This window comes from Lactobacillus sp. ESL0703, from assembly GCF_029433435.1.
Taxonomy (GTDB): domain Bacteria; phylum Bacillota; class Bacilli; order Lactobacillales; family Lactobacillaceae; genus Lactobacillus.
This window is the reverse complement of sequence record NZ_JAQTIB010000005.1, coordinates 55,607-62,676: the sequence shown is the minus strand read 5'-3', so window position 1 is coordinate 62,676 and position 7,070 is coordinate 55,607. Positions and strand designations below refer to the sequence as shown.

Sequence of the window (7,070 nt, the reverse complement as noted above, 5' to 3'; positions counted from 1 at the left end):
CCCCTCCTGAAGAAATTTTCAACTCCCTCAGCAGCGTTTATTATCTTACTAAACCTTCGAACTCTTGTCAAGCCCTTACGCTTAGTTTTTATTTCGCCGCCTTGCTCTCAAGCCTTTCGCTCTCTTGCCCGACGACAGTTATTAATATTACCAACTTGTCCCTTCTTTTGCAAGCTTTTTTTTAAAATTATTAAAATGACTTACTTCTAGTTTCATGTTAAAGTTGTTATATCAACGTTTAGAGGGGAGTTTTTAAAATAAAAAAATTTGACATAGCAATCGTGGGGGCAGGTCCAATCGGACTCTTTAGCGCGAATTTTGCTCATTTGCATGGACTAAAAACGATAATTTTTGATTCGTTAAAGGAGGTTGGTGGGCAGCCCAAACTGCTTTATCCGTTTAAAAAGATTTTTGACATCCCTGTTTTTAATGCAATTACGGGTAAAGAATTAATTGAACGTTTGGCAGAAGAAACCCAAGAAAAAGCAACTTTCATGCTGAATCACCGCGTTAGTGAAATTGCTAAAGATGATGATTACTTCATTATTGACAACGAATTTGCCGTTAAAAGTATCATTATTGCCACCGGTACCGGTTCGTTTACACCCAAAAAGTTTCCGCTGAAAGTTGACAGCGAAAGTGAAAAACATATTCACTACTATATAAGAGAGCCCGAAAAATTTGCTGACAAAGTCGTCGGCGTTTTCGGTGGTGGCGATTCCGCGCTTGATTGGGCACTTGAATTAGCCCAGCAGCCCAACACCAAAGTTAAGCTTGTTCACCGGCGAAATGAATTCCGCGGTTTAGAATCCAGTATTCAGCAGCTTAAAAGTTTAAAAAATGTTGAAATTCTGACCCCTTACCTTCCTAAAACTAGTTCTTTAGTGAATAATCAGCTTACAATTGGACTAAAAGAAATGGGACAAACCAGCATTGTGGAGCAAACCTTTGACGAAATTGTCGTTGCCTATGGTTTTCGCGCCAACAATAATTTTGTTAAGCAATGGGGTGTTGCTACTAGCGGCGGCCAAATCAAGGTCGGCCAAGAAATGAAAACCAACGTGCCTGGTATCTATGCTGTCGGCGATGCTGCAACATATGACGGCCGCGTGCCAGTTATCGGCCTTGGCTTTGGCGAAGCGCAAATTGCAATTACCTCAATTATGCGGTCGCTTTTCCCAGAGAAAACTTTAACTATCCATTCAACCAGTATTTAGGAGACTTTATGGCGTTAATCAACTTTATCTTGCACATTGATCACCACCTAATCGCAATCGTCAACCAGTTTGGCGTTTGGACCTATCTTATCCTATTTGCCATTATTTTTATTGAAACCGGGCTAGTGATCTTTCCGTTTCTACCTGGGGACTCGCTAATTTTTGCCGCCAGCTCAATGGCCGTCAATCCCAAGTACCAACTCAATATTTGGCTGGTTTATCTAACAGTCTTACTGGCAGCAGTCCTAGGTGATGCCTGTAATTATGAACTGGGCGCTCGCTCTGTTAATGCCGGCAGCAAGTACGCTTGGTTCAATAAGTTAATTAATCAGAAAAACCGCTTGGCAGCCGAAAAATTTTTTGAACGTCACGGTCCAATCACAATCGTAATTGGCCGTTTCATTCCGTTTATTAGGACTTTTGTTCCGTTCATTTCCGGCGGCAGTAAGATGCATTATGGCAAATTTGCAGCTTACAATATCGCTGGTGGTATTCTCTGGTGCGGCTTGTTCACCATTATTGGCTTTTTCTTCGGCAACATCCCGTTTGTCAAAGATCATTTTTCAATCTTAATCTTAGCAATCATCTTGATTTCTGTTATCCCGATTTTAATTGTCGCGTTAAAAAAGCGCATCACACGTAAAAAGGAGTTCCATTAAAGGAACTCCTTTTTTAACGCTGTAATAATTTTTCAGCAAAATATAGTTCATAAATAATCCCGCCGACAGCAAAACATGCGGCAAAAAAGCCTTCCGTCAGGACATTAATAACCGGGTCAGTAGCCGGATCAAACAGCCAGGTATTGCTCCCAGCAAACAGCAAATGATGAAAAACCACAAAAAAACTATCAAAATTTGTCACCGCAAACGGCAAAATTGCAATTGGCAGCAGTAAGAACAGCAGTGCCCAAACTTTACTTAGCTTTAGCACGTTACCCTTTTGTCTTCTACTACAAAGATAAATTACCAAGCAGCACAAAAAGGCCACAATCGCTAAGACAAAAAGTTTTTTTACCGCCGCAAAGTGCTGGGCGGCCATTGGCGACGTTGGCAAATCGCGCATGTGCAATACATGTTTAAAGGGCCAAATCAGATACCACATCAATTGATTATAATTGTGCATCACCTGCCCAATCGTCAGCTTCACTGTCCGATTAGTTTTTTGGACAATAACAAAAACCAACAATAACGGCCAACTAGCAACAATTGCACCAACCACACTGCTCGTAATCGCAAATACAAAATGATAGATAATCGTAAAAATATTATTTTGCTTCTTCATAATTCAAATTGATCCAAACTATCAACCACATATGTTGGCTGACGCTTATCCTTAATATCGTCCGGCTGCGTAATGCCAGTAGTCACTAACAACTGGTCAACTTGACTATTAAAGCCAGCCTTAATATCGGTATCGTAATTATCGCCAACTAAAATTGCCTGCTCCTTAGTACAGTGCATTTTTGCTAGCGCCATATCCACAATAATCGGCGATGGTTTACCAATATACAAAGGTTCCTGGCCGCTAGAAACAGCAATCATTGCGCACTGCGAGCCATTGCCCGGTAATAATCCCTCATTGCTAGGCAAATTAACATCCCCATTAGTCCCGATAAAAGTTGCACCATTTCTGATAGCATCTGAAGCAACCTGAACTTTACGGTAAGTCAAATCACGGTCCATTCCCACCACTACATAGTCCGGGTGATATGGATCCAATTCGAAATCTGTTTGCTGCAAAAATTCATGCCACAGACCAGTTTCACCAATCAAATAGAATTTAAGCGGTGAAAGCTGCGGGCTCTCCTTTTTAAGGTAGCTGACAGTCGCCATACAAGGCGTATAAACGTGATTAATGTCTGTCTTAATCCCATGACCCGCCAACTTATCCACGACCATCTGCGGCGTTCTCGTCGTGTTATTGGTCAAAAACAAAAAGTCCTTGCCAGCTTCTTCTAAGCGATGAACAAAATTCACGCCAGCAGCAATTGTATCCTTACCGCGATAAATCGTGCCATCAAGATCAATCAAAAATAATCGGTAATCCTTCACTTAATTGCTGCCCTTTCTTTTTTTAATGACAAAAGAATGGTGGTTGCTGTATTCTTTTTTAACCGCCACCGTTTCTTTTTTCTTAAAAGTAGTCTTATGCACACGCCGCCGTTTAAACGCCGCATTCTTTTTCGGATGAGCACCAACTCGGCGGTGACCCGACTGCCGGTAATTGCCATTCCACGTTTTTTGGTTGCTGGAATGATAATGATGGACAGGACTGACCAACTGCAAAATAAAGTAGCCCGTCCCCGGATTACAGTATTCGATTAAATAATCCGCAATCGTCTGCTCCTTACGGTCAATCGCCGTGCGCATATTATCCTTATAAAAGCCCTTTAGCCGTAAATGTTCACTGGAAACATCCCCGACCAAAAAGTCATATTGGTCAAGATATGGATCATACTTCTGCCGCAAAACTTCAATATCCAAAGCCTCACGCTTATTCACAATTACCTGATACAGCTGCTGGTTAATCTTAACTTGATCGCCATCCTGACCAACAACAGCTAATGGGTGCCGCAACGGCTGGTCCTTGGTAAATTTATTGTCGCGCTGCGTCTTTTTTGGATTGTCTGCTACAGTCTTATCCGTCATTTATTTCACTTCCCGTCAATCGGATATTTTTCAGCTAAATAGTTGCCCACAACTTCCCGCAAGAATTGCGGAAATAGGAACTTGTTGTCCCCAACAATTGCTAAAGTTGGGAAAAATGGCACTAAGACATAATGGTCGAGCACCGCAATTTCATATTCTTTAAGCGGATCAATTTGCTGACCATTGACATATACGACACGGCTAATTGGGTCAAACTTAATTCCCTTATAATACATTTGCCCAAAAATCTTACCCCGAAAACTCATGCCCTGCAACGGGAAGTGGTCAAGAAAGTGCCGGTTTTTTTCAATTTCCATGACTAGCCGCCACAAATCGCTGCCTTTTAGAGTTGAACGCACAACGTGCATTGAATGAGGCAGGCTCTTTTGTAAGTCATATTTCGTTAAAATGCCTTTTTTGAAGGGATCTAAAAACAAACCCGAACTAAGCATTGCCAAATCTGTCCCTGCAAAGTCGGCAATAGCATCAAGCGATATCTGAATTGCGGCTTCACGGCTATTGGCAAATTTTTCTGGTAAATCTGCCACCTCATCCTGCATCAAAATGTCTTGGCCGCGCTTGTGGTAACTTTCAATTACTTCTTCGTCGTTTGGTCTTGCCTTCATCAAGCTTGTCGCTTCAACATGAGGCACGATTTTTTGAACATGGTGCTGGTCGTCAAGTTCCATGTGAATGTTGCCAACATAATTGCCCCATTTACCCGTCTGCGTCAGCCAAACACCATTGACCTTTTCGCCGTGCTTTAATAAATCATGACTATGACCGCCAATGATTAGGTCAATTTGAGGATAATTCTCCGCCAAAAAGCGATCCATATTTAAACCAACATGAGTTAACAAGATTAAAACATCATACTTGCCCACAATTGTTGGCAAAACCTGATCCATTGTTTCTTTCAGCATCTTGACGTGCCAATGATTGGGCTCATAAGATAAGGGGTAAGCCGCGGTCAAGCCAATCAGAGCAATCCTTGTTCCCTTTTTGGTAGTCAAAATCTTGTCTTGGACGCACCAGTGGGGCATTGACTCATCTTCTTCACGCAAATTAGCCAAAATCACCGGGAATTTTGCCCGGTCAAACAGCCGCTCAACAACCGCGTGAGAATTAGAAATTCCCTCATTATTGCCGATCGTAATGGCATCGTAATTAAATGAGTTCATCAAATCAATATTTGCCTGACCATACGTTGCATCGGTTAACGGCTGCGAACGATCTAGAAAATCACCGGCATCAAAAGTTAAGACTTGATCGACTGACTGATCCTGCTGGGCGTTTTTTAGATAACGGCCAATTTTAGGGAAATGTTCAAAATGTGAATGTAAATCATTGGTATGTAAAATGCGAAGTGTTTCCATTATGCTGCTCTTCTATCCAATCTGGTTGGATTTCAAAATCATCTGATAAGCTTCCAAAACTTTGCCCTTTGGTTTTTCCCATTCAACCCAACTCGGATTTTTCCAATCGTCTTCGTTAGTCAGAGTTTCTAGATGATAATTTTTATTAATATATTCCTCATAGATAACTAGTGCTTTAGTCCTCGGAATGTTCAATTGCAAAATCCGCACATTTTTGATCATGCCATGATCGACAGCCAATTCGGCAATACCATTTTGGTCAATATTTGAAATCTCAAAGTACTTACTGCCATCGTTTCTGGTAATTTCTTCAATTAAATCTAATTCTTCGTTTTGTTGCTCCATTAACCCTACCTACATGAAATAAAAACTTTTGCTATATAGCAAAAAATGTGCAACCATGCTATTGTATTAAGCGATAGAGGTGTACACATGAAACGTTCTAGCCATCTACTTTTGGCTCTTTTTTTTAGCTTAATCTTTGTCACGACCAGCGGTTTTACCGTTGTCGGCCACAGAGGCGATCCGAGCAAATACCCTGAAGAAACTATTCAGAGTGACGACTCGGCCTTTAACTCTGGCGCCGATTACGTTGAACTCGACCTGCACCTGTCTTCCGACGGCGTTCTGGTTGTCTCACATGATGATGATTTATTTCGAGTTACTCATACACATGCAATTGTATCACAAAATACTTGGCAAACACTTAGTCAATTAACATATGATAATGGCGAACATGTGCTTAGTTTGGACCAGCTCTTTAGTCATTATCAAAAACGTCCGAACACAAAATTTGTTTTGGAAACTAAGGTCGACCACTCAATTGACCCGTCTTATCAATTAGAAGACGAAATTGCGCAAACTATTAAAAAATACCACATGGAAAATCGGGTCATGATCCATTCATTCTCGGCCGCCAGCTTATTTCACTTGCGGTCGCTAATGCCCAATGCTTACTTAATCTTACTTGTCGGCAGCTTGAAACGGATTAATTTCAGCAACCTGCCGCAAGTCAATGCCGTCAACGTCTCATCTGACGTTATTCAAGACCATCCGTGGCTCATCCACTGGCTGCACATCCTTGATAAGCAGGTCTATGTTTGGGCGGAAATGGACGAATCGCCAGAATTATGGCACTGGCTGATTAACAAAAACGTCGATGGCGTCGTCACGAATTACCCAGCTACCGGTTTTAAATATAAACTGGCTAAAGAAGGCACCAGCAAGTACGATATTCACCGAAATGGCATCTATTTTGGCAAAAGCAAAACGCCAATTATGATGAACCCCTATGTTCGCATTAAGCAGCATAAATATATTTATCCTGGGCAACGGCTCAACGTCATGTATGGTGTGCGCGCTCATAATCAGCTTTATTATCAAGTTGCCGACCAGACGTTTATCTCGGCCGAATTTGTCAATCTTGATTTAACTGAACGTGACATTGCACCATACCAAGATAAGCAAATTATCGCTAAACCACAAAAACAGGTGCCAATCTACCGTTTCCCTGACAATCAATCAAAGACTAAGCAAAATCTGCCAGCCAACACGCTCTTTAAAATTGCCAACTTTAACGGCAGTCCCAAGAGCATGTGGCTGTATACCAAGTTAGGCTGGGTTAAGGCACAAGACATTCTCTTCTACGGCTTCTTTGATAAAGAAAGCTGGCAGAGCTACCGGCAATTGCCGCGAATTAGCCGCTACAATAATCTGGCCCTGACGGCTTATCTGCCGCTCACTTCGCCAGCGACTAAAACCACGCTGGAATTAATTAAAGCCACAATGCAAATAATTAAATAACAAAAAAACGATTCACGAGATGGTGA

General features: G+C 41.7%; 9 protein-coding genes. 4 read left to right on the top strand and 5 right to left on the bottom strand.

All coding sequences use genetic code 11. The annotated features are described in order from the left end of the window. From PT278_RS07550 to PT278_RS07540, 3 genes are all read left to right on the top strand, one after another. On the top strand, positions 1–185 hold a 185-nt coding region (locus PT278_RS07550), incomplete at its 5' end, for a hypothetical protein (RefSeq protein ID WP_277131404.1). A gap of 96 nt (positions 186–281) precedes the next feature. Further along, positions 282–1,217 (top strand): NAD(P)/FAD-dependent oxidoreductase, encoded by a 936-nt coding sequence (locus PT278_RS07545; RefSeq protein WP_277131403.1) that lies wholly within the window; start codon positions 282–284, stop codon positions 1,215–1,217. 8 nt (positions 1,218–1,225) lie between these two features. After that, a complete protein-coding gene (locus PT278_RS07540) occupies positions 1,226–1,876 on the top strand; it encodes a VTT domain-containing protein (protein ID WP_277131402.1) in 651 nt (216 codons plus the stop codon). 13 nt (positions 1,877–1,889) lie between these two features. On the opposite strand, the gene PT278_RS07535 is transcribed toward PT278_RS07540, so the two are convergent. The 5 genes from PT278_RS07535 to PT278_RS07515 are packed head-to-tail and all read right to left on the bottom strand — an operon-like array spanning position 1,890 to position 5,586. Next, a complete protein-coding gene (locus PT278_RS07535; protein ID WP_277131400.1) occupies positions 1,890–2,498 on the bottom strand; it encodes a TIGR01906 family membrane protein in 609 nt (202 codons plus the stop codon). Then, complete coding sequence (locus PT278_RS07530; protein ID WP_277131398.1) at positions 2,495–3,268, bottom strand: TIGR01457 family HAD-type hydrolase; 774 nt, start codon at positions 3,266–3,268, stop codon at positions 2,495–2,497. The genes PT278_RS07535 and PT278_RS07530 overlap by 4 nt, the downstream gene beginning before the upstream one ends. Beyond that, a complete protein-coding gene (locus PT278_RS07525; RefSeq protein ID WP_277131396.1) occupies positions 3,269–3,865 on the bottom strand; it encodes a YutD family protein in 597 nt (198 codons plus the stop codon). Between the two features lie 5 nt (positions 3,866–3,870). After that, positions 3,871–5,241, bottom strand: a complete 1,371-nt coding sequence (locus PT278_RS07520; RefSeq protein WP_277131394.1) for a bifunctional UDP-sugar hydrolase/5'-nucleotidase — start codon at positions 5,239–5,241, stop codon at positions 3,871–3,873. Positions 5,242–5,253: 12 nt separating this feature from the next. Further along, positions 5,254–5,586 (bottom strand): hypothetical protein, encoded by a 333-nt coding sequence (locus tag PT278_RS07515; RefSeq protein WP_277131392.1) that lies wholly within the window; start codon positions 5,584–5,586, stop codon positions 5,254–5,256. Positions 5,587–5,673: 87 nt separating this feature from the next. Between PT278_RS07515 and PT278_RS07510 the strand changes: the two genes are divergently transcribed. After that, complete coding sequence (locus PT278_RS07510; protein ID WP_277131390.1) at positions 5,674–7,044, top strand: glycerophosphodiester phosphodiesterase; 1,371 nt, start codon at positions 5,674–5,676, stop codon at positions 7,042–7,044. Positions 7,045–7,070: the final 26 nt, after the last annotated feature.